General features: G+C 71.8%; 22 protein-coding genes. 4 read left to right on the top strand and 18 right to left on the bottom strand.

Annotated features, from left to right (window positions below):
• The first annotated feature begins 31 nt into the window (after window positions 1-31).
• The gene (locus ACTIF1_RS03060) at window positions 32-976 is read left to right on the top strand and encodes a pirin family protein (RefSeq protein WP_439594894.1); all 945 of its coding nucleotides are present in this window, start codon (window positions 32-34) and stop codon (window positions 974-976) included.
• 3 nt (window positions 977-979) lie between these two features.
• Here ACTIF1_RS03060 and ACTIF1_RS03065 read toward each other — a convergent pair whose 3' ends face one another.
• The 7 genes from ACTIF1_RS03065 to tmk form a co-directional block, all read right to left on the bottom strand.
• Window positions 980-2,668, bottom strand: coding sequence for an SPASM domain-containing protein (locus ACTIF1_RS03065; RefSeq protein WP_439594895.1), 1,689 nt, complete (start codon window positions 2,666-2,668; stop codon window positions 980-982).
• Between the two features lie 187 nt (window positions 2,669-2,855).
• Window positions 2,856-3,653, bottom strand: a complete 798-nt coding sequence (gene mazG / locus ACTIF1_RS03070; RefSeq protein WP_439594896.1) for a nucleoside triphosphate pyrophosphohydrolase — start codon at window positions 3,651-3,653, stop codon at window positions 2,856-2,858.
• A 211-nt stretch (window positions 3,654-3,864) separates the two neighbouring features.
• Window positions 3,865-4,659, bottom strand: a complete 795-nt coding sequence (locus ACTIF1_RS03075; RefSeq protein WP_439594897.1) for an MBL fold metallo-hydrolase — start codon at window positions 4,657-4,659, stop codon at window positions 3,865-3,867.
• Complete coding sequence (locus ACTIF1_RS03080; protein ID WP_439594898.1) at window positions 4,660-5,436, bottom strand: TatD family hydrolase; 777 nt, start codon at window positions 5,434-5,436, stop codon at window positions 4,660-4,662.
• 2 nt (window positions 5,437-5,438) lie between these two features.
• The gene (metG, locus tag ACTIF1_RS03085; protein ID WP_439594899.1) at window positions 5,439-6,968 is read right to left on the bottom strand and encodes a methionine--tRNA ligase; all 1,530 of its coding nucleotides are present in this window, start codon (window positions 6,966-6,968) and stop codon (window positions 5,439-5,441) included.
• 39 nt (window positions 6,969-7,007) lie between these two features.
• A complete protein-coding gene (locus ACTIF1_RS03090) occupies window positions 7,008-8,075 on the bottom strand; it encodes a DNA polymerase III subunit delta' (protein ID WP_439594900.1) in 1,068 nt (355 codons plus the stop codon).
• Complete coding sequence (tmk, locus tag ACTIF1_RS03095; RefSeq protein ID WP_439594901.1) at window positions 8,072-8,695, bottom strand: dTMP kinase; 624 nt, start codon at window positions 8,693-8,695, stop codon at window positions 8,072-8,074. Before tmk ends, ACTIF1_RS03090 begins: the two co-directional genes overlap by 4 nt.
• A gap of 160 nt (window positions 8,696-8,855) precedes the next feature.
• Here tmk and ACTIF1_RS03100 point away from each other — a divergent pair, with 160 nt between their 5' ends.
• A complete protein-coding gene (locus ACTIF1_RS03100) occupies window positions 8,856-10,529 on the top strand; it encodes a methyl-accepting chemotaxis protein (RefSeq protein ID WP_439594902.1) in 1,674 nt (557 codons plus the stop codon).
• 61 nt (window positions 10,530-10,590) lie between these two features.
• Here ACTIF1_RS03100 and ACTIF1_RS03105 read toward each other — a convergent pair whose 3' ends face one another.
• The 4 genes from ACTIF1_RS03105 to ACTIF1_RS03120 all read right to left on the bottom strand — a co-directional run bounded on the left by ACTIF1_RS03105 (window position 10,591) and on the right by ACTIF1_RS03120 (window position 15,321).
• Window positions 10,591-11,799, bottom strand: a complete 1,209-nt coding sequence (locus tag ACTIF1_RS03105; protein WP_439594903.1) for a D-alanyl-D-alanine carboxypeptidase family protein — start codon at window positions 11,797-11,799, stop codon at window positions 10,591-10,593.
• Between the two features lie 86 nt (window positions 11,800-11,885).
• Window positions 11,886-12,818, bottom strand: coding sequence for a septal ring lytic transglycosylase RlpA family protein (locus tag ACTIF1_RS03110; RefSeq protein ID WP_439594904.1), 933 nt, complete (start codon window positions 12,816-12,818; stop codon window positions 11,886-11,888).
• A complete protein-coding gene (locus ACTIF1_RS03115; protein ID WP_439594905.1) occupies window positions 12,818-13,780 on the bottom strand; it encodes a lytic murein transglycosylase in 963 nt (320 codons plus the stop codon). Before ACTIF1_RS03115 ends, ACTIF1_RS03110 begins: the two co-directional genes overlap by 1 nt.
• 77 nt (window positions 13,781-13,857) lie before the next feature.
• Window positions 13,858-15,321 carry an amidohydrolase family protein gene (locus tag ACTIF1_RS03120; protein WP_439594906.1) on the bottom strand — a complete coding sequence of 488 codons (1,464 nt, stop codon included), beginning with the start codon at window positions 15,319-15,321 and terminating at the stop codon, window positions 13,858-13,860.
• A 177-nt stretch (window positions 15,322-15,498) separates the two neighbouring features.
• Here ACTIF1_RS03120 and ACTIF1_RS03125 point away from each other — a divergent pair, with 177 nt between their 5' ends.
• Together ACTIF1_RS03125 and ACTIF1_RS03130 are read left to right on the top strand one after the other, a co-directional pair.
• Window positions 15,499-15,837, top strand: a complete 339-nt coding sequence (locus ACTIF1_RS03125; RefSeq protein WP_439594907.1) for a hypothetical protein — start codon at window positions 15,499-15,501, stop codon at window positions 15,835-15,837.
• Between the two features lie 15 nt (window positions 15,838-15,852).
• Window positions 15,853-16,731 carry a LysR family transcriptional regulator gene (locus tag ACTIF1_RS03130; protein WP_439594908.1) on the top strand — a complete coding sequence of 293 codons (879 nt, stop codon included), beginning with the start codon at window positions 15,853-15,855 and terminating at the stop codon, window positions 16,729-16,731.
• 57 nt (window positions 16,732-16,788) lie between these two features.
• On the opposite strand, the gene ACTIF1_RS03135 is transcribed toward ACTIF1_RS03130, so the two are convergent.
• The 7 genes from ACTIF1_RS03135 to ACTIF1_RS03165 form a co-directional block, all read right to left on the bottom strand.
• Entirely contained in the window at window positions 16,789-17,853 is a 1,065-nt protein-coding gene (locus tag ACTIF1_RS03135; protein ID WP_439594909.1) for a lipid A deacylase LpxR family protein, read from the bottom strand.
• Window positions 17,854-17,946: 93 nt separating this feature from the next.
• Complete coding sequence (locus ACTIF1_RS03140) at window positions 17,947-20,991, bottom strand: class I SAM-dependent methyltransferase (RefSeq protein ID WP_439594910.1); 3,045 nt, start codon at window positions 20,989-20,991, stop codon at window positions 17,947-17,949.
• Window positions 20,988-21,977, bottom strand: coding sequence for an FkbM family methyltransferase (locus ACTIF1_RS03145; RefSeq protein WP_439594911.1), 990 nt, complete (start codon window positions 21,975-21,977; stop codon window positions 20,988-20,990). The genes ACTIF1_RS03140 and ACTIF1_RS03145 overlap by 4 nt, the downstream gene beginning before the upstream one ends.
• The gene (locus ACTIF1_RS03150) at window positions 21,974-23,176 is read right to left on the bottom strand and encodes a hypothetical protein (protein ID WP_439594912.1); all 1,203 of its coding nucleotides are present in this window, start codon (window positions 23,174-23,176) and stop codon (window positions 21,974-21,976) included. Before ACTIF1_RS03150 ends, ACTIF1_RS03145 begins: the two co-directional genes overlap by 4 nt.
• Window positions 23,169-23,837: an ABC transporter ATP-binding protein gene (locus ACTIF1_RS03155; protein WP_439594913.1), complete on the bottom strand. Its 669-nt coding sequence runs from the start codon at window positions 23,835-23,837 to the stop codon at window positions 23,169-23,171. The genes ACTIF1_RS03150 and ACTIF1_RS03155 overlap by 8 nt, the downstream gene beginning before the upstream one ends.
• Window positions 23,837-25,498, bottom strand: coding sequence for an ABC transporter permease (locus tag ACTIF1_RS03160; protein WP_439594914.1), 1,662 nt, complete (start codon window positions 25,496-25,498; stop codon window positions 23,837-23,839). The genes ACTIF1_RS03155 and ACTIF1_RS03160 overlap by 1 nt, the downstream gene beginning before the upstream one ends.
• A 16-nt stretch (window positions 25,499-25,514) precedes the next feature.
• Window positions 25,515-26,888: a hypothetical protein gene (locus ACTIF1_RS03165; RefSeq protein ID WP_439594915.1), complete on the bottom strand. Its 1,374-nt coding sequence runs from the start codon at window positions 26,886-26,888 to the stop codon at window positions 25,515-25,517.
• Between the last annotated feature and the right edge of the window lie 111 nt (window positions 26,889-26,999).

Raw genomic sequence — 26,999 nt, forward strand, 5'->3', positions numbered from 1 at the left:
CTGGTGCATCGACCCCAGGGGAGACAGCGCCATGTCCAACTTCGCCGATCCGGCCAATCCGATGCCTGCCGGGATCGAGACCGTCATCCTGCCGCGCAGCCATGACATCGGTGGCTTCGAGGTGCGCCGCGCCCTGCCGGCCCGCGAGAGGCAGATGGTCGGCCCCTTCATCTTCTTCGACCAGATGGGGCCGGGCGAGTTCCTGACCGGCCAGGGCGTCGATGTCCGCCCGCATCCGCATATCGGCCTGTCCACCGTGACCTATCTGTTCGAGGGCGAGATCCTGCACCGGGACAGCCTGGGCACCGAATTGCCCATCGCGCCCGGCGACGTGAACTGGATGACGGCCGGGCAGGGCATCGTGCATTCCGAGCGCACCGCCGCACCCCGCCGCGTGGCGCCGCATCGCCTCTCCGGCATCCAGTCCTGGGTGGCGCTGCCGAAGTCGCATGAGGAGACGGCGCCGGCCTTCGTGCATCACGGCAGCGCCACGCTGCCGACGCTGGATGCGGAGGGGGTGAAGCTGCGCCTGGTGGCCGGGCAGGGCTGGGGCCTCGCCTCGCCGGTCGTGACGCCGAGCGAGCTGTTCTACGCGGACGCCGTGCTCGCCCCCGGCGCGCAGGTGCCGCTACCCGACCAGCAGGAGGAGCGCGGCGCCTATGTCTTCTCCGGCAGCGTCGAGGTGGCGGGCCAGATTTTTACGGCCGGCCGCATGCTGGTCTTCCGCGCCGGGGACCGGATGTCGCTACGGGCGGGGCCGGAGGGGGCGCGGCTGCTGCTGCTGGGCGGCGCCAGCATGGATGGCCCGCGCTACCTGTTCTGGAATTTCGTCAGCTCCTCCCGCGACCGGATCGAGCAGGCCAAGGCGGACTGGGCGCGCGACCGCTTCGGCATGCCCGTGCCGGGCGAGACCGAGTGGATCCCGCTGCCGGAGCGGAAGGTGGTCCGGGCCGGGGAGGGGTCGCCGACCAGCTGAGGCTCAGGCCACGACCGTCTGCGGGTCGCCGTAGCAGAGCCGGCAGCTTTCACGCTCCGCATGGCGTCCCGCGGCGAAGAGCTCCAGCACCTCCCGCCGGGCGGGGGAGAGCAGCGTGTCGATCAGGCTGTCCCGCGCCAGGTTGCCGACCGGCTCGCGTCGTTCGAAATCCATGCAGCAGATCATCACCGTGCCGTCGCAATCGACGATCAGGCAGTCCGAGACCTGCTCCGGCCGGCAGCGGATCGGGCGGGCGCCGAGGCTGAGCCGGTCGAATCTGGTCCGGTCGCGGCTGCAGCGGCTGGCCAGCCCGTCGAAGGCCACGCCATTGGCGCCGCGTTCCATGAACCAGGCGCGGATCGCCGGCAACTCCGCCAGGTTCAGCCGGCTGACGGGGACGCTGACATAGACCTTGCCGGGGAAGTCCCGGAGGATGGCCTCGACCTTCGGCAGCACCCGCTCCAGCCGCAGCGGTGCCATCAGCTCGGTGTAGGTCTCCGGCACCAGGGACTCCAGGTGCACGGCGATCTGGGTGACGCTGTCAAACAGCGCCCTGTGCCGCTGCGGGTTGTAGGCGGCGCCATTGGTATTGACCGAGACCAGCGCTTCCGGGAGCAGCGCCCGCACCAGCCGGGCGCGCTCGACGACCAGGGGATCGACCAGCCCATCGCCCCAGAGCCCGAGCGAGATCTGCCCGCGGATGGAGAAGTGGTGCTCCGCCATCTGCCGCAGGATGCCTTCGAAGAGCGGCATCGGCATGGGGTGGCGCGGCGCGTGGGCGGTTTCCGGCTTGTTGGTCGGGCAATGGATGCAGGAGGCGTTGCAGCTGCCGGTGGTGCCGAAGCAGACGAAATCGAAGGCCGCCGGCAGATCCTCGGCCCGCCGGCCGCGCTCGGCCGCGATCCGTCGGCGAATGCGGAGGTTCAACTCGGCGCGCAGCTCCCGCATTGCCGCCCAGGCGCGGGGATTGGCGTGCTGCCGCTTCAGGGTCGCCTCCAGCCGGGCAAAGGCGGGCTCGAGCGCGCCCTCATCGCGTTCCACCAGGGCCAGCACGGTCTCGGCCTGGGGCTGGTCGGGGCATAGGGCCAGCGCCTGCCGGCAGGCCGCCGCAGCGGCGCTGCGGGCACCCGTCTCATAGAGACGATCCGCCAACCCGGCGAGCACCACCGCATCCGCCGGCACCTCGGCCGCCGCGGCCAGGTAGTGCGCCGCGGCCTCGGTCCGGTCGCCGCGGGTGAGGGCGGCTTCGGCCGCCTGCCAGGCTTCGCTGAATTCCAGGCAGGCCAGATCCGCGATCGCGGCCGAGAGGCGCGGATCCGTGCCGCAGCGGGCGAGGGCCGCGCGCAGCAGTGCCAGGCCCTGGCGACGGTCGCCATGCCGGCCGAGCAGATGGCCGAAATGCAGCGCCGCATCGGCGCTTTCAGGGGCGAGTTCCCAGGCCGCGCGATAGGCCGCCAGCGCGCCGGCGTGATCGCCCATCTCCTTCAATGCATGGCCCTGCTGGACCTGGATGGGCGCGCGCCGGGGGTCGAGTGCCAGCGCCGCCGCATAGGCCGTGGCCGCCCCGGGCCAGTCCCGCCGGTCCCGGGCCTGGTTTCCGGTGCGGATCAGCCTGGCGATGCGCCGCTGGCGCAAGTCCAGCTTGCGCCAGAGGCGCCGGACGCGCTCCTGCAGGCCTGAGCGGACTTCCATCGACTTGGACCACCTGGATCGACTTTTGTCGAAATGAAAGCCCGGTGGATGCGCCTCAGGCAACGCCTATCTGAGGCGACCCGCAACGTTCACCCTCCGTTCGAGTGGTCTCTGCGGAACGGTGGCACGCATGCGCGGCGTCAGCCTGTAGTAGCGCTACGAAATCTATGTAGCGCTACTACATCCATTATCGATTCTCCGCCGCCTTCACCGCCTGCCACTCCGCTTCCATCGCGCCCAGCCCGGCATCCGCCGGCGCCAGGCCGCGCGCCGCCAGGCGGGCCTCCACCGCGCGGAAGCGGCGTTCGAACTTGGCATTGGCGCCGGCGAGGCAGGCCTCGGGGTCGAGGTCCAGCTTGCGGGCCAGGTTCACCATGACGAAGAACAGGTCGCCGAGCTCATCCGCCTGGCGCGCCTTGTCCATGGCAGGCAGCTCCGCCCGCAGCTCCGCCGCTTCCTCCTCCAGCTTGTCCAGCACCTGGCCGGCCTCCGCCCAGTCGAAGCCGACGCGGGCGGCGCGGCGGGAAATCTTCAGGGCGCGGGTGAGGGCAGGCAGGCCGGTCGGGATGCCGGCGAGCGTCCCGGTCTCGGCGCGGGCGGCGCGCTCGGCTTCCTTCTGCGCTTCCCAGGCCGCGACCTGCATCCCGGCGTCGCGGGCCGCGGCCTCGCCGAAGACATGAGGATGGCGCCGGATCATCTTGGCGGAAATGGCTTCCGCCACCTGGGCGAAGCCGAAATGCCCGGCCTCGGCGGCCATCTGGGCGTGGTAGACGACCTGGAACAGCAGGTCGCCCAGCTCATCCAGCAGCTGCGGAAAATCGGGGCCGCGGCCGATGGCATCGGCGACCTCGTAGGCTTCCTCGATGGTGTAGGGCGCTATGGAGGCGAAATCCTGCACCCGGTCCCAGGGGCAGCCATCGGGTGCACGCAGCCGGGCCATGATCTCGAGCAGCCGCGTCAGGGCCGAGGCGGGGTCGGTGGACATGGGCGGCGAATCTCCGGGGAAGGCGGCCGCATCCTGGCGCAGCCCCGGCAATCCCAAAACCCTCCCGCCTCTTATCCCCATGTCGGCTTGTCGCATAATCAATATTATGGAAAGAAAAGCCCTGGGGATAAGCTGGGGAGAAGTTCAGATCCGGGATGAAGGCCGCTTGCCAGGCTGGACGTCCAAGGGACCGCTGGAACGGAGGGTGAACTCAGCCCTCCGGAACCTCCAGCACCATCCCGTCATGCCCCGGCTCCACGCCCGCGGGCAGCGTCCGGCGCAGTTCCCCGAAATCCAGGTCGATGCCCATATGCGTCAGCACCGTCCGCCGCGGCCGCAGCCGCGCCACCCAGTCCAGCACCTGCGCCACATGGGCATGGACCGGATGCGGCGTGCGCTGGAAGCAGCCGACCACCCAGGTATCCAGCCCTACCAGCCCGGCGAGCGTCTCCTCCGGCATCGCCACCACATCCGTGGAATAGGCAAAGCGGCCGATGCGGAAGCCCAGCGTCTCCATCACCTTGTGGTCCTGGCGGAAGACCTGCACCGCCATCCCGGCCATCTGAACCGCCTCGCCAGGGACGATGCGCCGCGGCGTCAGCGCGGGCCGGTAGAAGCCGGGCGGCGTCGGCGGGCGGAAGGCATAGTCGAAGCGCTGGGCGAGCAGCTCCAGGGTCTCGGCGCTGCCGAAGGCCTCCAGCGCGCTGCCGGTCAGCCGGTTGACGCTGCGCAGGTCATCGATGCCCAGCACATGGTCGGCATGCGCATGGGTGAAGGCCACCGCATCGATCGTTGCGATCCCGCAGGACAGGAACTGATGGCGGAGATCCGGCCCGGCATCGATCAGCAGCCGGCTGCCGGCCGCATCCTCCACCACGGCGGAGGTCCGGCTGCGCCGGTTGCGCGGCTCCGCAGGGTCGCAGACGCCCCAGGCGCCGCGCCCCTCCGCGCCGCCGATCTGCGGCACCCCGGCGGAGCCGCCGCAGCCCAGCAGCGTCACCCGCATCTAGATCGCCCGGTTGAACAGGCGACGAAAATTCCCGGTGGTGAGCTCGGCCAGCGCCGCCATGCCGAGGCCCCTCACCTCCGCCAGCCTGGCCGCCGTATGCACCACATAGGCCGGCTCGCAGCGCTTGCCGCGCAGCGGCACGGGGGCGAGGTAGGGGCTGTCCGTCTCCACCAGCAGGCGGTCCGCCGGCGTCTCGGCGGCCACGGCGCGGATGGCATCGGACTTCGGGAAGGTCAGCATGCCGCTGAAGGAGATATAGCCGCCCAGCCGCACCGCGGTGCGCGCCAGCTCGGCGCCGGAGGAGAAGCAGTGCAGCAGGAAGGGGAATTTGCCCGCCGCATCCTCCTCCTCCAGGATCGCGGCGATATCCGCATCCGCGTCCCGCGCATGGATCACCAGCGGCAGGCCGGATTGCCGGGCGGCGGCGATGTGGCGGCGGAAGCCCGCCTGCTGCACCTCCCGCGGCGCCTTGTCGTAGAAATAATCGAGCCCGCTTTCGCCGAGGCCGACCACCCGCGGATGATCCGCCTCCGCCAGGATCTGTGCCACCTCCGGCACCGGCGCCTCGCCGGCATTCTGGGGGTGGACGCCGACGGTGCAGAAGACGCCCTCGTACCTGTCCGCGATGGCCCGCACGGTGGCCGCCTGTTCGCCGAGCCGGGTGCCGATGGAAACCATCACCCCCACGCCCGCCGCCTTGGCGCGGGCCACCACATCTTCCTGCTCCTGCCCCGCGAAGTGGTCCAGGTGGCAGTGGCTGTCGACGATCAGCATGGTCAGGCGGCAGCCTCGATCTTTCGGAACAGCGGCTCCGGCGGCGGCAAGGCGAGGCCGGCGGGCAGCGGGGTGGCGAGGGCATCCAGCCCCCTCGCCGCCTCCGGCACGCCGAGCTGGTCCAGCAGCTTCGCCATGGTCCCAGGCATGAAGGGCTGCAGCACGGTGGCGAAGGCGCGCAGCGCGTCATGCAGGTGGCGCAGCACGGCGAGGCCCCGCGCCGGGTCGGTCTTCTTCAGCGCCCAGGGGGCGGCGACGGTGATATAGCCATTGGCATCGCGCACCGCGGCCATGATGACCTCCAGCGCCAGGTGGAATTCCTGGCGATCCAGATGCGCGCCGACCACGCCGGGCAGCGCCTCCACCTGGGCAGCGAGCGCGGCATCGGCCTCGGTCGGCGCGGTGGCCTCCGGCAACTGGGCCTCGGCATTGCGCTGGATCAGCGAGAGGGTGCGGTTGGCGAGGTTGCCCAGCGCATTGGCCAGCTCGCCATTCAGCCGGTTGACCAGCGCGGTGCGGGAGAAATCGCCATCCTGGCCGAAGGGCACTTCCCGCAGCAGGAAGTAGCGCAGCGGGTCCAGGCCGAATTCCTCGACCAGCGCCACCGGGTCGATGACGTTCCCGAGGGACTTCGAGATCTTCTGCCCCTCATTGGTCCACCAGCCATGCGCGAAGACGCGCTGCGGCGCCGGCAGGCCGGCCGCCAGCAGGAAGGCCGGCCAGTAGATGGCGTGGAACCGCAGGATGTCCTTGCCGACCACATGCAGCTCCGCCGGCCACAGCTTCCATGCCGGCGCGGCCTCGTCCGGATAGCCAAGCGCCGTGATGTAGTTGGTCAAGGCGTCGATCCAGACATACATCACATGGCTGTCGTCGCCGGGCACCTTCACCCCCCAGGTGAAGGAGGTGCGGGAGATGGAGAGGTCGGACAGGCCCGCCTTCACGAAGGCCACCACCTCGTTCCGCCGGCTGGCCGGCAGGATGAAGTCGGGATTGGCCTCGTAATAGTCGAGCAGACGCTCGGCCCAGTTCGACAGGCGGAAGAAGTAGGAGGGCTCCTTCACCCATTCCACCGGCGCGCCGGAGGGGGCGTATTTCTGGCCGTCCCGCTCCACCAGCTCGTCGGGGCCATAGAAGGCCTCGTCGCGCACCGCGTACCAGCCCTCATAGGCGCCGAGGTAGATTTCGCCGCGCTCGACCAGCTTCTCCCACAGCGCCTGGCAGGCGCGCTTGTGGCGCTCCTCGGTGGTGCGGATGAAGGCGTCGTTCGAGAAACCCATGGTGGCGGTCAGGTCGCGGAAGGACTGGCTGACCTTGTCCGTGAAAGCCTGCGGATCCATGCCGGCGTCCTGCGCGGCCTTTTCCACCTTCTGGCCGTGCTCGTCCGTGCCGGTCAGGAAGAAGACCTCGCGCCCCTGCAGCCGCCGCCAGCGCGCCAGCACATCGGCGGCCAGCGTCGAATAGGCGTGGCCGACATGCGGCCTGTCGTTCACGTAGTAGATGGGCGTGGTGATGTAGGAGCCTTGGGTCACAGCATTCGCTTCCGGTTTTCGCCCATCAGCGCCCATCCATCAGCGACGGGACGGCGAGAGCCAGAGTAGCGCCGTCAGCACCGCCTGCTTGCGGTCCAGGCTGAGCACATCCGTCTCGGCTGCGAGCCGTCCCAGGCTATCCCACAGGGTCGACCACTCGGCAAGCGGACGCGCCCCGAGCCAGGCCGGCGCGCTCTCACCACGCGCCGCCTGCCGCACGGCCGAGGAGATCGCGCGCCGCAGCAGCGCCACAAATGTCGAGAAACCGCTGCCGTCGCGCTTGGCGGCCACCGCCTCCGCGATCCTGTGCCAATGCCGCCGCTCACCCAGTTCGGACAGCGCCTGGTCCACCAGCGCCTGCAGCGCGAGCCCCTCGCCTTCCGCCAGCGCCACGGCCTGCCCTGCCGAGCCTTCCGCGATCCGGCCCAGCGTAGCGCGTTCGGTCGCGTTCAGCTCCGGCAGCAGGCGCATCAGCAGCGGGTCCAGCGCGGCGGCATCGAGTGGTGACAGATCCAGGCGGCGGACGCGGCTGCGGATGGTGGGCAGCAGGCGGTCCGGCGCCGCCGTGGTCAGCACCAGCACGGCACGCGGCGGCGGTTCCTCCAGCGTCTTCAGCAGGGCATTGGCGGCCTCGGGGCGCAGCAGCTCCGCGCCATCCACCAGCACGAAGCGCCAGCCGCCCTCGGCGGGCGTCATGGCCAGGAAGCGGATGGCATCCCGCACATCCTCCACCCGGATCACAAGCTTCACGCCGCCCTTCTCGCCCGTATTCGGCCGCAGCGCCCGCAGGTCGGCATGCGCGCCGGCGGCGATGCGGCGGAAGGTGGTGTGCTGGGAGTCGAGGTGCAGCGGCGTGCCGCCCAGGGGCAGGCTGCCCTCCGCGCCGCCGGCCAGCAGCCAGCGGCCGAAGCGGTAGCCGAGGGTTGCCTTGCCGATGCCGGGCGGCCCCGCCAGCATCCAGGCATGCGGCAGCCGGCCGGAGAGCGCCGCGCGCTGCAGCGTCTCGGCCTGTGCCACATGGCCGAACAGCTCCGGCATGGCGCGCACCGCCTGGTCCGGATCCTCGGCAAAGACCTGTTCCTTGGGCGCCCGGGGTGCGCGGCTCATGGCAGGCGCGCATCGACGAGCGCCGCGATGCTCGCGGCCACCACCTCCACCCCCGCCGTCGCATCCACCAGGGCGCAGCGCGCCGGCTCTGCCGCGGCGATCGCCAAAAATCCGTCGCGGATGCGCTGGTGGAAGGCGGTGTCCAGCCGCTCGTAGCGATCCGCCGCCACGCCGCGGCCGCGCGCGCGGGCCATGCCGGTCTCCACCGGCAGGTCCAGCACCAGGGTGAGGTCCGGCGCGAACCCCTCCAGCGCGACCGCCGCCAGCTGCGCGATCGCGGCCTGCGCCACGCCCTGCCCATGCCCCTGATAGGCGCGGGTGCTGTCCGCGAAACGGTCGGAGATCACCCAGAGTCCGGCGGCCAGCGCCGGGCGGATGGTGGTGATGAGGTGGTCGCGGCGCGCGGCGAAGACCAGCAGCGCCTCCGCCACCGGATCCAGCCCCTGCCCGCCCAGCAGCAGCCGGCGCATCGCCTCCGCCCCCGGCGCGCCGCCCGGCTCCCGCGTCAGCAGCACCGGCAGGCCGCGCGCGGCCAGATGCGCGGCCAGCCGCCGGGCCTGGGTGGACTTGCCCGCCCCCTCCCCGCCTTCGAGCGTGATGAACCTGCCGCTTTGTCGCATGGCCCTATCTCGCCGCTTCCTGCGCGGCACTCAAGCCGGGTGCCACGGGAAACGCGCCGTTAAGCCGCATCCGGCACAATGCCGTGAACGGTGACACGGCCGCGCCGTGGATTCATGGAGATGATGCGCAATGGCATGGCTTTCCCAGGCAAGTCTCAGGGTGAAGATCCTGATGGTGATCGCCGTTCTGGGAGTCCTCAACCTGGGCTCGGCTGGCTTCCTGGTCTCGCACTGGCTGAATGACGGCAGCGAGTACGACGATATGCTGGGCCGGGAGGTCGAGGTGGTGGGCCATGCGCTGACCATCCGTGGCGACATCCAGAACATGGCGCGCCAGATCAACAACATCCGCCTGCTGAACAACCAGCCGGAGGCGCTTCCGCCGCTGGAGAGCTCGGTCAACGCGCTGCTGGCCGAGGTCGAGCGGCGCGCCGGGCTGATGGAGCAGACCGGCCAGGGAATCGCGGCCCAGATGGTGGCCGAGACCCGCGCCACGGTCGCGCGCATCCGCCCAATCACCAACCAGATCATCGCGGCCAAGCGCGCCAGCGCGCCTGGGCACCATGAGGCGATCGAGGCGCTGTGGACCAGCCCGGATGGCCGCGCCGCGGTGCTCGGCCTGTACAACCGCATCGCCGATTTCGCGCAGACGATGCGCGACAAGGTGCGCAGCGATGCTCGCGCCATGCAGGCGGAGGGCCGGCAGACGGCCCTGACGGTGCTTGGCGGCATCGCGCTGCTGCTGCTGGCGGTGGCGCTCGGCGTCCTGGCCTTCGTGCAGCGCAGCGTGGTGCGGCCGATCACGGAGCTGGAGGCCGCCATGGGCCGCATCCGCGACGGCGACGACACCACGGCGGTGCAGGGTGCCGACCGGCATGACGAGGTGGGCCGCATGGCCGCCAGCCTGCTGCGCCTGCGCGATGGCCTGGCCGCCGGCCGCAAGGCGCGGGAGGCGCAGGAGGAAGCCGCCCAGGCGCAGGTCGAGCGCGCCAGGCGCATCGATGCGCTGGTCCGCGGCTTCGAGGCGGAGGCGGCGGAAGTGCTGGGCGCCGTCAGCGCCGCGGCGACGGAGCTGGATGCGACGGCCGGCGAGATGGGCCGCACCGCCGAACAGGGCGCGTCCCAGGCCACCACGGTCGCCGCCGCGGCCGAGGAGGCCAGCGCCAATGTGCAGACGGTCGCTGCCTCGACCGAGGAAATGGCCTCCTCCATCGCCGAGGTCGCGCGCCAGGTGGCGGAAAGCGCCCGCGTCGCCAACCAGGCGGCCGAGGAAGCCCGCGCCACGGACCAGGCGGTCTCCAGCCTCGCCGCCGGCGCGCAGAAGATCGGCGATGTGGTGCGGCTGATCGGCGATATCGCCAGCCAGACGAATCTGCTGGCGCTGAATGCGACGATCGAGGCCGCGCGCGCCGGCGAGGCCGGCAAGGGTTTCGCGGTGGTGGCGAGCGAGGTGAAGACGCTGGCGGCGCAGACCGCGAAGGCGACCGAGGAGATCGGCGGCCAGATCGGCCAGATGCAGGCCGAGACCCAGGCCGCCGTATCCGCCATCCAGAGCATCGCCCGCACCGTGCAGTCGCTCAACGGCATCGCCGCCCAGGTGGCCGCGGCGGCCGAGGAACAGGCGGCGACGACGCAGGAAATCGGCCGTTCGGTGGCGGAAGCCGCCAATGGCACCCAGAATGCCAGCCGCAATGCCTCCGGCCTCGCCGATGGCGCCGAACGCACCAATCAGGCGGCGAACGACGTGCGCGCGGCCTCCGGCGTGCTGTCGCGGCAGGCGGAGGGGCTGCGCAGCCAGGTGGACAAGTTCCTGGCCGGCATCCGAGCCGCCTAAGGCCGTCGCGGGTCTCTTAAACCCTCTCCCCCCGGACGGAGGGAGAGGGCTTTAGCGGCCCTCAGCTGCCGAACCAGCGCCCGATCACGGCCGGGATGCGCGGCAGCAGGCCCAGCCGGTCCACATCGGCGCCGGCGATCAGCGGCACATTCATCTCCGGCACGCCCTGGCCCGCGATCAGCAGCGTGCCGATGCCCTGGCCCTTGCTGACCGGCGCCGGCACCGGCGCCTCGTAGCGCACCCGCACCTCCAGGTTGCGGCGCCACTGCCGGGGCAGGGTCAGCACCAGGTCGCGCCCGGCGACCAGCGGCACGGTCGGACGCTCGCCCAGATAGACCGGCACCTCTTCCACGGTGTCCGCTGCGCGGAACACCACGACGTTCTCGAACTCACGAAAAGCCCATTCGAAGAGCCGCTCGCTTTCCTCGGCGCGGGCGCGCATCGAGGGCAGGCCGTTCACCACCAGGATCAGCCGCCGCCCGCCGCGGATGGCGGAGGCTGTCAGGCCATAGCCGGCTTCCTCCGTATGGCCGGTCTTCAGCCCATCGGCGCCCGCCACGCGGCTCAGCGCCGGGTTGCGGTTCTCCTGGGTGATGTCGTTCCAGCGGAAGCTGCGCTCGTTGTAGAGGCTGTAGTATTCGGGGAAGTCGCGGATGATCCGGCGCGCCAGCGTCGCCAGGTCGCGGGACGTCATGCGGTGTTCCGCGTCCGGCCAGCCCGTCGCATTGCGGAAGGTGCTGTCGCGCAGGCCGATGCGGCGCGCCGTCTCGTTCATCAGCTCGGCGAATTGCGTCTCGGACCCGCTGATGCCCTCGGCCAGCACGATGCAGGCGTCGTTGCCCGACTGGATGATGACGCCGCGCGACAGGTTCTCGACACTGATGGTGCTGCCGACCTCGACGAACATCTTGCTGCCGCCCATGCGCCAGGCGCGTTCGCTGACCGGCAGCTGCTGATCCATGCGCAGCCGACCATTCTTCAGCAGCTCGAAGACCACATACATGGTCATCAGCTTGGACATGGAGGAAGGCGGCATGCGGTCATCCGCCGCCTTCTCCAGCAGCACCGCGCCGGTGTCGAAATCCAGGATCAGCGCATGCCGCGCGGCGGTATCCAGCGGGCCGAGCGGGGTGCTGGCCGGGCTGGTCGGCGGCGGGGCCGGGCGCGCGGCGCGCGGCGCCGGCGCCTGGCGCTGCTGTGCCAGGCTCTCGGTGGCGGCCAAACCCGTGGCGAGGCCGGCGGCGGCCCCCATCATGTCCCGGCGGCGCATCGGCAGCCTCCCTCCTGAAGCATTCCAGGCCTTGCAGCGGCACAAGGCGGTCGCTTCGGCAAATGCGTTATAAGTTCGACTCGTGGTCAGTCCACGAGAATGCGTGCCTCGGATACGCCAGCGCGCAGAGTCCCCTCAAGCGCCCTGTCGGCCTCCGCCACGGCATTGAAGGGGCCGAGCCGCACGCGGTAGCTGGGCTGGGCGCCGCGGCCCCGCCCGCCCAGCACATCGACCCGCGCGGAAAGCCCGGAAAGCCGCGCCGCCTGCCGGTCCGCCATGTCGCGGCGGGAGAAGGTGGCCAGTTCCACCCAGAGTAGCCCGGGCCGGGCCGGCACGCGGGAGACACGCTCCGGCAGGCGCAGCGGCGGGGCCGGGCCCGTGCTGGCCGCGGTGGCGCCACCGGCGGCGCCGGCGCCGGGGAATTGCCGCGCCTGGCGCAGCCGGGTGGCCTGCGTCGCGCCCGGTGGCGGGGCCAGCTCTTCCCGCCCCACGGCGCCGAGCGGGGCGGCGGCGATCTCCAGCGTCTGCGCCTCCGTGCTCGGCAGGCCGCCGGCCAGGGCACGGGAGGCCTCCCCCACCACCTCGACCCGCACCTGGGCCGCCCCACCCGGGCGGATCCCGATCAGCTCCGCCGCGCGGCGCGACAGCGCCACCACGCGCCCGGGGTTCTGGGGGCCACGATCGTTCACCCGCACCTCGATGCGCAGGCCGGTTTCCAGGTTGGTCACAGCCAGCACGGCGGGTAGTTGCAGCGTGCGATGCGCGGCGGTCAGCGCGGCGGGGTCATGGATCTCGCCATTGCTGGTGCGGCGCCCGGCGCGGCTATCCGTCGCCACGGTGGCCAGTCCCGTCTGCTCCAGCGCAAAATCCTCGCGCGGATAGGACCAGAGGCCGCCCATCTGATAGGGCTCGCCGATCATGTAGCGCGGCTGGGCGGTGGGCGCCGGGGGGCGTGGCGCGCAGCCGGCCAGCACCGCCGCGGCCAGCGCCGCCACCAGCCCGAAGCGGGCCGGCCGCATCAGGCGACGCGATCCGAAAGCATGCCCACCGCCAGTGCATAGAAGTTGGAGGGGTTGTAGCGGCGGATCACGTTGAAGTTGTGATAGACCGCGAAAGCCTGGCCGCTGGGGCCTGGGATCAGGATGGCCGCCTGCATGTCGAGCGCCGGCAGCTCCACCCCATCCGGCCGCCGCACGCCCATCCGCACCCAGTCGCGCAGCGGGCGCATATTCTCGCGCCGCGCCTGCTCCGTGTCGAAGCCGGCGGGCAGCACCACCTCCCGCCCCCAGAGCTCGTCGTCGCGCCAGCCGGAGCGGGCGAGGTAGTTGCCGATCGAGCCCAGCGCATCGGCCCGATTGTCCCAGATGTCGCGGCGGCCATCGCCATCCATGTCGACCGCCAGGCGGTCGAAGTTGCTGGGCATGAATTGCGGATGACCCATGGCGCCGGCCCAGCTGCCGCGCATGCGATCCGGCGTGACATGGCCGGCATCCAGGATCTTCAGCGCGGCCAACAGCTCGTTGCGGAAATAGCTGGACCGCCTGCCGTCCCAGGCGAGGGTCGCCAGGGACTGGATGACGTTCATATTGCCGGTGAAGCCGCCATAATTCGTCTCCAGCCCCCAGATCGCCGTGACGATGCGGGGCGAGACGCGGAAACGGTCCTGCACCGTCTCCAGCGTGGCGCGATTGTCGGCGAAGGCGCGGCGGCCGGCATCGATGCGCTGCTGCGACAGGCGGGCATCGCGATACTGTTCCCAGGTCTGGGTGAATTCCGGCTGCCGCCGGTCCAGCTCCAGCACCCGGTCATTCGGCTGCAGCCCGTCCAGCGCCCGGCTGAGCGTATTGGCGGAGACGCCGGCGCGGCGGGCCTCCGCCCGCACCCCGTTGAGGAAGGCCGGGAAACTCTCGCTGGCCGCCTGCGCGCGCGGGGCCAGCAGCAGGGCGGGAAGGGAGAGGAGGATGCGCCGAGTCGGAACCATCGGCGCTGGATGCCACAGGCCGGGGGGCCGGGGCAACGCACGGTTGCGCTGGCCCCCGGCCCGGCGCCCGCCACCTGCTATCGGGCGGCGGCCGCCATCTCCTCGGCGCGCGCCTGCAGCCGGGCGAAGACGGCGTCCGAGCCCGGTACGGTCAGCCTTCCGTCGCGCTTGCGGATGCGGCCATCGACCAGCACCGTCTCGATCTCCCCGGCGCCCGCCTGCAGCAGCACCAGGCCGGCGGGGTCGGAGCGCGGCGTGGTCAGCGGCTGGTCCGCGCGCACCACCAGAATGTCGGCGCGCTTGCCCGGCGTCAGGCTGCCCGTCACGCGGTCCAGCCCCAGGCCGCGGGCGCCGCCGATGGTGGCGAATTCCAGCATCTGACGCGCCGTGACGGGCGGCGTCGCCGGCACCCCCTGCCCGGCCGCCAGCGCCGCCGCATTGATCCGGTGCAGCTCCGCCGCCATGGCCACGCGCAGCTGCGGCAGGATGCCGCCGCCGACCATGGAGGGGATGTCCGTGCCGACCGAGACCTTCATCCCCGCCGCGGCCGCCTGGAACATGGAAGGGTGGCCATGGCCCATGCGCATCTCCACCTCCGGCGTCGAGCACAGCATCACGCCGCGATCGGCGGCCAGCTTGTACTCATCCGCCTCGTGGGTATTGGCATGGACGATCTGGAGCCGCTCGTTCAGCAGGCCCTCGGCATCCAGCTGCGCCAGCAGGCGGGTCTTGCGATTGGGATAGATGCCGGCGCCGGTATGGATGGCGATGGGCACGCCGAGCTCGGCCAGGCGCTTCATATCGGCCAGCGCCGGGGCCAGCGGCGTGAAGTCCGGGCCCTGCAGGCAGGTCCAGATCCGCACCAGCCCCTCGGCGCGGGCGGCCAGCAGGCTGCGGGCATGGGCGATCATCCGGCCATTGATCGCGGCCGCGTCGCCGCCCTGCGGGATGGGGGGGGCGGTATAGGCGAGAACCGCGCGGATGCCGGCGGCGTCCAGCCCGGCGAGCGCCGCATCGGCATGGTCGGGCGACATCGTCTCCCGCGACCAGTCCATCACGGTGGTGACGCCGGCGGCGATCTGCTCCAACCCGCCGGCCTGGTCGGCCAGTTGCACATCGGCCGGCGTCATCCGGTTGGAATGGCGCAGCACGATGGTCTGGAAATAGCCGCCGAAGGAATGTTCGGTGGAAAGGCCGCGCTGCATGGTCTGCGCCAGGTGGATATGGCCATTGACCATGCCCGGCAGCACGATGCGCCCGGCGCCCTCCAGCACCAGCGCACCCTCCGGCGCGGGAATGCTGGCGGCCACCGCCCGGATCACGCCGTCCTGCACCAGGATATCGCCCTGCGGCAGGTCGCCGATGGCGGGGTCCATGGAGAGGATGAAGGCGCCGCGGATCAGGATGGGCTGGCCGGCGGCCGGCAGCGCGGACGGCGCCTGCGCCGCGGCGGGTCGTGCGAGCCCCGCCAGCAGGGGCGCCACGGTGCCGGCGGCCAGCAGGCCACGCCGGCCGAGCCCTTGGGCTTCGGTCTTGTTCATTGCAGGGTCCGTTTCTTCCCGCCGCCCCCCGCACCGGAAGGCCAGCGGCCGGAGGATGCCCGCAATCGATTGCATCTGCAAGCCGTCCCCGTGGCTGAAACGCCGCGTTGCAGGCTTGGCCCCTCCCCCGCCCGCCCGCCGGCCGCCACTCTCCCGCCCGCCACGGCGGAGATTGCGATGCCCCACCCCGAACTCCTCATCCTCCTCTCGGCCCCGGCCGGGCGCGGCTGGCAGGAGGCGGCCGAGACGCTGCGCCAGTCCGGCCATCTGCCGATCGATGCCGCCGCGCTGGAACAGGCGCTGGCCAGCGACGGTCCCGGCGCCAGGGCCGCCCGGCGCCTCGCCCGCTTCTGCGATGCGGCGGTGCTGCTCGGCGCCGCGCCGGGGCTGGAGGGCGCCTTCCGGGCCAGCCGCCGGCCGGTCTATGCTGCGCCGGAACAGCTGCAGCACGCCGCGCCACGCCACCTCTCCGCCTGGCCCCTGCCCTGGTACGCGCTGCGCGCGCTGGATCGGTAGGGACCCTGGTGGCGGATGCGCGACTTCTCCTGGGACGATGCCAAGATCTTCGCGGCGGTGGTGGAGGCCGGCGGCTGGCGCCGCGCGGCCACGCGGCTCGGCCTGAGCGCGGCCACCACCAGCCGGCGCGTCGATGCCTTCGAGGCCTGGGCCGGGGAGAAGCTGCTGGAACGCCGCCCCGACGGGCTGCGCCTGACCCCGCGCGGCGCCCGGGTGATGGCGGCGCTGCAGCAGATGGGCCAGGCGGCCGACAGCATCCGCCGCGCCACGGCGGAGCGGGAGCAGGAGGTGGTGCGGATCTCCGCCACCGCCTCCATGGCCCTGGTGCTGGTCGAGCATATGGCCACGCTGGCGGAGGCGACGCCGGGCGTCGTCATCTCCCTGCTGCCGTCGCGGGCCATCCTCAGCCTGGCGCGGCGGGAGGCGGAGATCGCCATCCGCATGCGCACCCCGCCCGATTCCGGCAGCCTGGTGATGCGCCGCCTGGCGCGGGTGCGGGTTGCCCTCTATGCCGCGCCGTCGCTGGTGCCGGACCCGGCGGCGGCGGATCTGCGCGCCCTGCCCTATATCGGCCTGGCCCGCCCCGCCGCGCAGTCCCAGACGGTGCGGGCGCTGGAGGCGCTGGTGGGGCTGCGCCCGCCCATCGCGGTGCTGGACGATACGCCGATCCGCCTGCGCGCCTGCATCCAGGGCCTAGGCCTGGCGCTGCTGCCCTGCCTGCCGGCCGAGGCGAGCGGCCGGCTGCGCCGGATCGCCAGCATCCCGCCGGAGTGCGACGAGGATGCCTGGCTGGTGATGCATGAGGACCTGGCGCCGCTGCCGGCCGTCCGCGCGGTGGCGGAGGCCGTGGCCGCGCTGTTCCAGCGCCAGCGCGCGGCCCTGCTGGGAGGATAGCGTGATGACCGCAGGTGCGAAGGCACCGAAGGTCTGAATCACGCGACCCAATGATCCTCAGAAGCGCGCGGTGAAGCCCACGGAGCCGAAGCTCGCCAGCCCACCGCGCTGGCCGTAGAACTCCTCGGTCCGCCAGACATGGCTATAGGCGAGACGAAACCCGCGCCAATGCGCCACCACGCCCGCCGTCGCATCCACCACCAGCGGCCGCTTGTCGACCGAGGGCCCGCCGTCGCGCCAGGTATTGCCATCCAGGAAGATGTCGCGGGCGATGGCGCGGCCCTGGCCGCCGATGAAGGCATACCAGCCGAATTCCTCGCGCGGCTGGAAGAAGGCCGAGCCCACCAGGCCCGGGCGGATGCGCGGCGCGCCGTAATCGGCCTCCAGCCCCTGCCCCACCCGGAAGGTCGCGCCGAGGCCGCCATAGGTCGAGACATTGCCCAGCGAGACGGTATAGGAGGTCAGCATATCCGCCTGCAGGCTGCCGAATTCCAGCGGCGCGCTGCGCAGCGTGCGCTCGAAGACCAGGTTCAGCGCCAGCTCGTCCTTCAGCTGCCGGTCCCAGCCCTTGGTGGTATCGACGCGGATCGCCTCATGCACCGTGTTCTGCACGAATTCGCCGAGCGCGGAGGGGCCCACCACGCCGGCCTGCAGTTCCAGCGTGTTCAGCGAGAAGCCCGTTTCCCGCTGCAGCACCAGCGCGCCGTAGAGATGCCCGGCATAGGGCCGGTCGGTCGGGTCCGGGATGCGGCGCTGCGTATCCTCCGGCGTGTAGATCGCCTGCACCAGGCCGGCACCCCAGCGCACCTGGCCGGGGCCCAGCAGGCGCGTGGCCTGCTCGTTCAGCCAGCGCAGCGGCGTCGGCAGTTCCGCCGAGGGCGAGCGCCAGGCGATCTGCAGGCCGCTGGTATAGTTGCGGTCGGTGCCGCCCAGCGTGTCGTTCTCGTAGTTGAAGGTCCAGCTGCCATAGGGGTCGGGCGGCGGCGGCGTCACCGTGCCGATGGTGGGCGTCAGGGCCTCCGGCAGGGCTGGCAGGGCCGGCAGCACGCCCTGGCCGAGGGCGGCCGGCGCCAGGGCGGAGGTGGCGAGGAGAAGGAGGGGCAGCAGGGTGGCTTGGCGCATGGCGCGATCTATCCGTTGCGGGGGACGCAAGCAAACGCCCGCCCCCGCCCCCGGCACCCTGGCATCGCACCCGGGGCGGTCACATCCGCGGCATCACACCATGCCCATGGCCTCCGCCGCCCCGGTGGTGGCGGTGACCGTCACCCAGTCATGCCCGCCGACGAAGGCGCCGACCTGGCGCTGGTTCAGGCCGATCACGGCAAAGCCGGCCGCCTCCGCCATCGCGGCAAAGCCGCGGGCGTTGAAGGCCCAGATATGCTGTTCCGCCGGGAAGATGGATTGCAGCTCCGCCAGCGGCGAGCCCACCACCAGCATGCCCGGCTCCATGGCCCGGTATTCGGCCAGCACCGCCAGCGGGTCCGGGCAATGTTCCAGCACCTCGAAGGCGGTGATCAGGTGGATGCGCCGGCCGGCCGCCAGGCTGCGGGCTTCCGCGACATCGCCCACCTCGTACCGGCAATGCGCCAGGCCGAGATTGCCGGCCACCGCGCGTGCGGTGCGGATCGCCGGCGCGTTGAAGTCGAAGCCGAGGAAGCTGCAGCGGCCCTGGATGTTCCGCGGCGGCTGCACGGCATTCATGATGACGCCATAGGAGCAGCCGGCATCCACCCAGAGGATCTCCTCCTCCGGAAAGCGGTCACCGAGCAGGCGCAGCGCCACCTCGATCTCCCGCGCCGCCTGGTTCAGCCGCGTCACATGATCGAGCCCGCCGCGCAGCGAATCGAGGCGGGTGACGAGGCCCGGCGCCGGCGCATGCGCGCCCATGGCCGCTGCCTCCGCCTTGTAGAAGTCGATGTATTCGCCGAAGGGTTTCGCGGGCTTCGGGTAGAGCGGCGGGCGCGGCGCCTCCGCCCGCAGCCGCAGGGCCAGCTGCGCGGTGCGGTTCGCCTTGAGGTCGAAGCGCGCCCAGCCGGCGAGCAGCGCGGTGATGCGGAAGGCGCATTCCTGCGCGGCCACGGCGGCATTCCAAAGATCCTCGCCCGGCGGCAGCGTCGCCAGGTGCTGCATCAGCGCGGACAGCCGCAGGGTCAGGTCGGGGTCGACCAGCTGGATGGGGCTGCCCGGCGCCTGCAGCAGGTGGCGCGCCCGGTCCTGCAGCGCCTGCGGTGTCGGCGGCTCCGGCACCCGGTCCAGCATCAGCGTGGCCAGGATGTCGCGCGGCGCGGCGCGGCCGGCATTCAGCGCCTCCGCCCCGCGCAGCGTCGCATCCAGCTGCTGCAGCATGTAGCTGGCGCCGAACTCGCCGCGCAGCACCCCCAGCTTCTCCGGCAGCGTGGTGGAGATGCGGTCCAGCAGCAGCAGGAAGGCCTCCACCCGCCCCGGCCCGCCCTGCCGCCGCATGGCCGAGAGATTGGCGACGAGGATGGCATTGGTGCAGCCGATGACATGGACGAAGGGCGCCAGCAGCGGGCTGGCCGCCAGTTCGCGCAGCCGGAAATCCTCCGCGCAGGGCAGGACCAGCACCGCCGCCTCGTGGCGCGCCGCCACCTGCGCCATCGGCACGCCGCGCCCCGCGATCTCGAACAGCGTGGCGATGATGGCGAGGCTGCCGCCGCGCGCCGGCAGGGCCAGCGGCCGGCCGCGTTCCAGGGGCTCCAGGATGCTGCGCCGGGCCGCGGCCCAGACATGGTCGGGCGCCACCAGATCCAGCAGGCCGCGCAGCAGCGGCAGGTCGAAGACCAGGTTGCGCTCGCAGGGCGGCGGCGTGGCCTCGGCCGGACCGCGCTTCAGCAGGTCCAGCAGATTGGCCGGCGCCGTCTCGGACCAGGGCTGGCCCGGCCAGAACAGCGCGCCCAGGCTTGCCGGAGGCTGGCCGGCCTCGGGCAGCGCCGCCAGCACGATGTCGCCGATGGCCAGGCCCTTCTGCCGGCTATCGTCGATGCTGGCGTCGATTTCCTGGTGCGAACGGGTGAAGGGCACCTCGATGGCCAACATGCGGAAGCCGTCGCCGGCATCGGGCAGGTCGAAGCGGGCGCGCAGGATGGGCTGGGCGAGGCCGTGTTCCACCTGCGGCGGCGCGCTGGGCGGGACGCCGTCCAGCGTCAGTGCCACCTGCTCCACCATCGCCCAGTCCAGCACCGAGACAAGGTGCAGGGACAATTCCAGCTGGCGCAGCTGAGGCGCGCGCAGGCGGATGCTGGCGCGGCGGCCGGGCCCGGTCCAGCGCGACAGGGTCTCCCCCTCGCCTTCCCGCACATGCCAGCCCTGGCCATCCAGCGCATCCGCCATGCGGAAGCGGGTGCTGGCGCCATCCAGCAGGGTGGCGACCAGGGCGGGGTCCGGCCGGTGGAAGCTGCGGCCGCGGCGCGGCGGCGGCTGTGTGGTCAGGCTGCCGCGCGCCTCCTCCCAAAGCAGCTGGTCGATGCCGGTATACTCCGCCAGCAGCGCCTCCGCCTCCGCCCCCAGCAGAAGCGGCGGCTCCGCCGGCGCCACGTTCAGCGGCCGCACCGGGTCGGGCGGCGACCAGCCATAGGCCTCGGCGATCCGCGCCAGCGCCTCATCCACCGCATCCGTGGTGCCGACCACGTCGAAGGCGGCCAGATTGGCCCGCGCGGTGGCCAGCAGCGTCGCCTCGTCCATCACCTCGGAGGTGCCGAGGCCGCAGATCATGCGGGCCTGCAGGTTGCGGAAATGCGCCTCCGCATAGGGGATCCTGGCCTCCAGGAATTCGGACAGCGTCAGGTCGCGGGCGGCGAGGAAGGCGTTGCGCTGCTCCTCCGGCAGATCGGCCAGGCTGGAATCCACCTTGCGGCGCCAGTAGCGGTACTGGCTGATCAGCCGGGCGCGCGGGTCGCGCAGCATGGTCACGGTGAACAGCCGCTCCCCCGCCGGCAGGCCGGCGGCGATCGCATCCAGCTGGTCGTGGTCCAGGTGGCTGCCGATGCCCAGCGCCCGGAAATGCGGCGCCATCTGCTGCAGCGCCGGATCCGCCGTGCCGGCGGTCAGTGCCATGCGCAGGGTGCTGGCGATCTCGTGCTCGGCGAAGTGCTGCGCCAGCGCCGCGCCGAAGGCGGTGCCGGCGGTCTTCGGAATATGCAGGAAGGCCAGCCGCAGGCCCGCCGCCCAGCCGGGCTGCCGCGCCCCGGGGCCGCTGACCATCTCATGCCGGGGCGGCAGCGCCGTGACGGGTGCGTTCATGGAAAGGGATCCTCCTCGGTCTTTATCCAGACGTAGTCGCCATGCGGCGCGGTGGTGGTCATGGTCTCGTGGTTGAGCGGCGGCGTCAGGCGAATGGCGCCATCTGCGGCGACCGAGGGCTGCAGCAGCCGCACCCGGTAGCCGAGCGCCGCGAGATGCCCCCAGACCGCATCGAAGGCCGCGCGCAGACGGGGCGCGCCCAGGCGGTAATGGCCTGACGACCATTCGGTGATGAGCTTGAGGCGCGGCGAGACGCGCAGCGTCTCCAGCGCGCCGAGCAGCGCGAAGGGCTCGGCGCCCTCGATATCCAGGTGCAGCAGGTCGAGCTTCGGCAGGGCGAGATGCGTCAGCACCGTGTCGATGGTGGTGCTGCGCGCGGTGAAGGGCAGCATCAGCCCCATGCCCTTGATCCAGCGCCCCGCCCCATCCTGCAGCCGGCCCACCGTCGCGGCGGACCAGAGCACATCCGTGAAGCCCGGCGGCGCGCCCTCGCCCGGCGGCGCGTCCTGCGGCAGGCCGCTGGCGGCGCCGCCGCCGAGATATTGCGGGTCGAAGTGGAAGGCGATCTCCTCGCCCGGCGTCTCCGCCAGGGCGCGGGCGATGATCTCCGTATTGCCGATGCTGCCGTTCCAGTAGAGCGACTTCATCAGGAAGGGCAGGATATGCGGATTGGGCTCGACGCCCACCACATGCCCCCCCGGCCCCACCAGCCGCCCGGCGAGGCAGACGAAATAGCCGAAATTGGCGCCGGCATTCAGGTAGGTATCGCCGGGCCGCAGCAGCTCCTGCACCAGCCGCGTGGTCCAGGGCTCATGCAGCCCGTCGCGCGTCACGCCGATGGCGACATCGAGGTTGAAGGCCGGCACCACCATGAAGCCGCCCCAGGCCGCCTCCACCAGCAATTCGCCGGGCCCGAGCGGCAGCACCCGCCGGTCCCGCGGCCGCGCCTCGCTGACCGTGCCGGTGGCCTTCTGCAGGTAGCTCATGCCAGGTGTTCCCTCAGCGCCCGCAGGGCGATGAGGCCGACGAACCAGGCGAGCAGCGCGGCGGCGAAGACGGTGAGCGTATTGGCGATGCGCGCCGGATAGACCGCGCGCTCCGGCGCCACGGGCCGCACCACCGGGGCGAGATAGACCTGCTGGCGCGAGGCCTCGGCACGGGCGCGGTCCAGCGCGGCCATCGCCGCCTCATAGGCGCGCTGGGCGAAGATCGCCTCGGTCTCCACCGCCTCGAAGCCGCCGATGCTGTGGCTCAGCGTGCGGCTGCCCGGATCGCGCTCCGTCAGCCGCCCCTGCACCGCGGCGATCTGCTGCTCGGTGCTGCGGATATTGCCGAGCAGCTGCATCACCGGCGTCGCCGTGTCGCTCATCACCGCGCGCAGCGTGGCGAGCTGGCCCTGCATGGCGATCAGCTCGGAGCGCAGCTTCACCAGGTGTTCCGCATAGGCCTGCGCGTCCCGCCGCGGGTCCACTTCCTGGCTGCGGTCGCGGAAGGCCTGCACGGCGGCACGCGCGGCGGCGAAGCGGCGTTCCGCCTGCGCCACCTCCTGCTCCGCCGCCGCCATCAGCTCGGCACGGCTGCGTTCGGACATGCCGTTCACCAGCTCCTCCGAGGCCGCCTCCACCGCCTGGGCGAGCGCCAGCGCATCGGCCGCGCCGAAGGCCCGCACCTCGACGGAGACGATGCCGCTGGCGCGGTCGAAATAGGGCTGCACCTGCCGCCGCCAGGCGCGCAGCGCGATCTCCAGCGGCGCGGCGGGGTCGAGCCAGGCGAGCGGATCGGCCTGCGCCCGGCCGAGGATGCCGCGCACATCGGTGTAGCGGGAGACGGCGAGGATCGCCGCACGGCTCTGCAGGTGCTGCACCACCGCATAGGCATCCGTGTTGCCGGCGGTGGCGCCCGCCAGCATGCCCGCCGGCAGCGCGGCGCGCGCCGGATCGGCCGGCCGCACGGCGAAGCGGATCTCCACCGCATATTGGTCCGCCGCACCAAACACCTGCCAGGCGCCGAAGCCGAGGGTGGGCAGCACCACCAGAAGCAGGAAGCCGAACCAGGCACCCGGCCGCCAGCGCTTGGCCGGAAGGGAGGGCGGCGGCGGGCGCTGCGGCGGCGGGCGCTGCAGCCCGGCCTCCGCCGCGCGAACCTTGTCGAGCACCGGCGCCGGCCGGGTCACCGTCTCAAGCATCGGCCACTCCCATCAATTCCGCATAGCGCTCCAGCGCCGCATCCACCGTGTCGAAGGCGATCAGGTCCCCGCCATGCAGGATGGCGCAGCAGTCACAGAGGCTGCGGATCGTGTGGCTGTTGTGCGAGACCAGGATGAGCGAGGCCTGGCGCAGCCTTTCGCGAAAGGCGGCGACGGAGCGCGCGCGGAAGCGCGCATCGCCGACCTCCGTGATCTCATCCACCAGATAGACGTCGAAATCGATGGCGAGCGAGGCGCCGAAGGCGAATTTCGCCATCATGCCGGAGGAGTAGTGTTCCAGCGGCGCGTCCATCTCGCTGGCCATTTCGGTGAAGTCGGCGACGGAGCGGACCATCGCCGCCGCATCCAGCCCATAGACGCGCGCCAGGAACTGCAGGTTCTCCCGCCCGCTGAGCTGCGGGTGGAAGGTGCCGGAAAAACCCATGGGGAAGCTGACGCGCCCATGCCGGTGGATGCGCCCGGCATCCGGCGGCTCCGTCCCCGCGATCAGCCGCAGCAGCGTGGACTTGCCCGCGCCATTCGGCCCCAGCACACCCACCTTCAGCCCCGCGGGAAAGGCCAGCGTCACGTCGCGCAGGATCGCCCGCCTGCCGCCATCCGCCGTCCGGTAGGATTTGCTGACGCCATCGAGGATGACCATCAGGCGGGCCGCCGCATCTGCCGCGCGCTGGCGGCGAAGAGCGCGGTGCCGGCCAGCAGGCAGCCGATGGTCCATTGCAGCAGATAGGGAACGTCGAGGAAGGGGCTCTCGTAGCCGTGGAAATAGGCCTGCCGCATCCATTCGGTGACATGCACCAGCGGGTTCAGCAGGATCAGGTTCCGGATATCCTCCGGCATGTCGAGCGGATGGTAGAAGACGCCGCAGGTGAAATACTGCAGGCGCAGGAAGCTCGGCCACAGCTTCTCCCAGGCCGAGGTGACGCTGGAGGCCACCATGTTCACGCAGGCGACGCCGAAGGACAGCAGGAACAGCACCAGGTAGCAGGCGACCATCGCCGCCGGATCCTCCGGCAGCTTGCCGACGCCGAGCGCGATGAGCAGCGCGAAGGTGACGGCGGCGACGACGAGATCCGTCACCGCGGAGAGCACCGACTTCGCCGCCAGGATGTCGAAGAGGCCGACGGCGGGCACCAGCAGCAGCGACCGGTTGGCCGCCGGCAGGTCCATCGCGCGCTCCGTCATATGCGCGAAGAACAGGAAGGACAGCACGCCGGTCATGTAGAAGGTCAGCATGGCATCGCCGATCGGCGGCCGGCTGTCATGGCCGAGGAAGAAGAAGACCGCGCTCAGCAGCAGCACATGCGACAGCGGCTCGACCAGCGCCCAGGCGTAGCCGAGGCGGCTGGCGCTGAACATGGTGCGCGTCTCCCGCAGCAGCAGCGCATCGACGATGCGCGCGCGCGCCACCACGGCGCGGCCCAGCGGCGGCGCCGGCGGCGGTGCGACCTGCGCCGGCACCTGCGCCCAACCGGCCTGCGCCCAGCCGGCCTGTGCCCAGCCGGCCTGTGCCCGCGGTGGCGCGGCCGGCGCGGGTTCGGCGGCGGGCAGGTCCGCCGCATGCGCCGTGCGGATCTGCTCGGCATGCGGCGCATGCAGGGCCGAAAGCCGCGCGGCGCGATTGGCCGCCGCGATCGCCTCCGCCGTCTGGCCGAGATCGAGCAGCCCGGTGGAGGCCAGCCGCCATCCCTGGTGCGATTGCGGCGCGGCACCGATGGCCCGCCCCGCGGCGAGCAGCGCCGGGCCGGGCTGGCCGGCGCGCAACAGCAGCCCGGCCAGATGCTCCATCGGCTCCGGCGCCTGGGGCGCGGCCTCCGCCGCGATTCGCGCGGCCTCCAGCGCCTCCGCCTCACGCCCCAGCAGCATCCAGGTGCCGGAGAGGGCGCGCGCCACCATGGCGCTGCTGGCATGGCCGGCCCAGGCCGGCAGCAGCAGCGCCTCCGCCAGCCGGTGCCGCCCGGCGACCAGGACGAGGGAGGCGAAATGCACCCGGGCCGTTTCGTCCTCCGGCCCCCGCGCCAGGCCCAGCAGCGCGGCCACCATATCCGGCCCCGGCCCGCCGACCGGCAGGCCGAGCTCGCGCAGCGCCGCCGCCAGCCCCCCCTCAGACCCTGGCGCCTCCGCCCGCGGCAGCAGCGCGGCCAGGCCCTCGCGCCGGTCGAGCAGCAGCAGCGCGACCAGCGCCGCGGCCGGGTCCGGATCGGACCAGGCCTCGAACAAGGCCGCGGCCTGTCCTGGCAACCCGGCCTCGATCGCGGCGCCGATCGCCGCGAGAGGCCGCCGAGCATCCTGCCCCGCCGCCATGCCTGCGCCCTTCCCGCTAGCCGACGGTTTCGGCGCGTTGCGGGGCGGCGCTCAAGGGCTCGGCCTCCGCCACCGCCGCCTCGGGCGGCAGCATGCCCGGCGGCAGGCTGACCCGGAGGTAGAGCGCGGCATTGCTCGCCGTGTCATGCACCGGGCCGCGCGGCTCGGCCGGCGGCGGCGGCCCGGCCTCGATCCGCCGGGCAAGCTCGGCAAAGTTGCCGATATCGAAGAACTCGACGCGACCCGGATGGTAGCGGGCGAATTGCAGGAAGGCGCGGGTGCGCGAGGCGATGACCCGACAGCCCATCTCCACCGCCATGGCGATGGGCCCGCTGCTGGACTGGCCGACTTCGAGATAGGGCAGCACGACGGTGTCGCAGAGCGCCATGGCCGTCATGAACTGCGCATCGTCCAGCACGCCCATGAAATGCAGCCGGTCGTGCAGGTCCTGCGGGTGCCGCGCCAGCAGCTGCGCGGCGGAGCCATCCAGCGCCAGGCTGGTGCTTGCGCTGCCTTCGCGCAGCGTGTCGATCACGCTCTGGCCGATATGGCCTTCCTGCAGCAGCTGCGTGATGTAGCGGTCGCGCGGCTGGTTGCGGGCGATCGCCTGGGGATGGATGCCGCCGAAGACCAGCAGGTGGTGATCCTCCGGCAGGTAGCGCAGCGCCTGCACCGCCGTCTCGAAGCCCTTGTAGGGCGAGAGGAAGCCGAAGGTGCCGATCAGCTTCGCGCCCGGCGGCAGGCGCTTCATCATCGGGAAGGCGTCGCGCGTCGCCGCGGCGCGGATGGCGGCGGCGGTCTCCGGCGGCACGAAGGACAGCGGGTGGTGATGCACATCGGCCAGCCGATGCACGTCCCGCAGCAGGCGCATGTCGCGCCGCGTATGGGTGATGACATGCACCGGCTTGCGGCGCTGCTGCCGGCGCAGCTCCGCATAGACGCCATGCGCCAGCGTCCAGGACCGAAGTCCATCCAGCGCCGCGGCGGTGGCGGCGCCGAGCTTCAGGCGCGCGGCCTGCTGCCAGACCTGCCCCATGGGCGGCACCGCCTCATCCAGGATGGTGTGGAAGGTGACCGAAAGCGCCGGCGCCGCGCGCGCCAGCATGCGCAGGCGGCGCAGGATCTGCGGCACGGTCCGGCCGAGCGTGCCGTGTTCGAGCTGGAGATTGACGCTGTCGAAATCCGAGAGACGCGACGCTATTTCCTGGATGTGCGCATCACCCAGCTGCTGCACGCGATGGTGGTTGCTGCGGAGCAGATACTGGTCGAGGTCGAAGACCTGAACCGCCATGCTGTCGCGCAACTGCTGTTCCAAGGCCCTGGTATAGCCCGCAATTCCGCAGAGCTCGTCATAGGTGCTGACGATCGCAAGGCGCGGGCGCTGCGTCATCCGATGAGCCGAGTGACGCGTTTTGGTTGCAATGTGCACAGCCTGCGCGTTCCTGTTTGCGTTTGTTCAGCAACTCAGGGTAGATCAATACACCTTTGCGTCAACGCTTTG

Origin of the sequence: Falsiroseomonas sp. (assembly GCF_051860665.1) — a bacterium.
Classification (GTDB): domain Bacteria; phylum Pseudomonadota; class Alphaproteobacteria; order Acetobacterales; family Acetobacteraceae; genus Falsiroseomonas.